The organism is Bacillus sp. JJ1566 (assembly GCF_036962685.1).
Taxonomy (GTDB): Bacteria; Bacillota; Bacilli; order Bacillales; family Bacillaceae_L; genus Ferdinandcohnia.
On sequence record NZ_JBALOP010000093.1, the window covers coordinates 1 to 1,108 of the forward strand.

Annotated in this window: 1 protein-coding gene; it reads left to right on the plus strand. The window is 38.0% G+C overall.

The genetic code is table 11. The annotated features are described in order from the left end of the window. Positions 1-257 precede the first annotated feature (257 nt). Positions 258-1,108, plus strand: an 851-nt coding sequence (locus V7112_RS23655; protein ID WP_335424413.1) for an IS110 family transposase, incomplete at its 3' end; no start/stop codon positions are given.

Sequence of the window (1,108 nt, forward strand, 5' to 3'; positions counted from 1 at the left end):
TTCGTATTATAAGGTTAACCAGAATGCTAAATATTTCTGGTTGACCATTTTTTATATGGTTTTATTATATCAGTAGCCAGGGTAGAACGTAACTGCCCGTGGGGCTTCGACCCCGACAGCTAAACTGTTCGCCCCCTACTTGTAGAAACATGATTGAGGCTGGTTGGGACATAGATCTCGTATAACAAGCGAAGCTGTGACACTGCATGGAGGTAACAGGGGTACTGGCAAATTACTAGTTTAGGAGGAGATTTAGAATGAATCCAGTCGTTGGTCTGGATGTTTCAAAAGGGGAAAGTCAGGTTCAAGCATTTTTAGATAAAGGCAAACCTTACCGTAGGAGTTTTAAAGTTTCTCATACTACGGAGGGGCTTAGTTCACTTGTTTCATTTCTTGAAGATGTGAAAAGTGATTCTGGTAGAAAACCTTCAATAATTCTAGAAGCTACTGGGCATTATCAAACTCCAGTTGTTCATTACTTGGAGGAACGGGGTTATTTATTGATTATCATTAATCCCTTAATTTCATATAAGGCTCGAGCGTCGAGTTTAAGAAAAGTAAAGACAGACGTAGTTGATGCTTATCTTCTTTGTGAGTTGTTTTATAAGGAAGAATTGGAGCCTTATAAAAAGCGTGGAGTACAATTATTAAACCTTCGCAACCTTACTAGGCAACATGAAAATATAACTGGAGTGATGATTCAAACAAAGCTTCAATTTCAGGCAGTGCTTGAACAAGTATTTCCTGAATACAAAGGTGTCTTTGGAGATTTGTATTCAGTGGTATCGCTATTAACTCTTTCAGAGTTCCCCTCTTCCGAGGATATTTTGAGTGCAAGTGAGCAAGTAATTACAGACAAGATAAATGGTCTTTGTAAGAGTCGATCAAGCAGGTGGGCAAAGGAAAAAGCGATTCGACTTAAAGCTGCCGCTTCACGTAATCCTTTTGAAAAGACTGTTTATCAAAGTCATATACTAAGCCTAGGTATGTATATTAAAATGATTCTTCAGTATAAAGAGCACCTATCAAAGTTAGAGTCAGAGATAGATGCCCTCGCTAAAGAAATTGAAGAATATAATATCATCAAATCTATCCATGGTATTGGAGA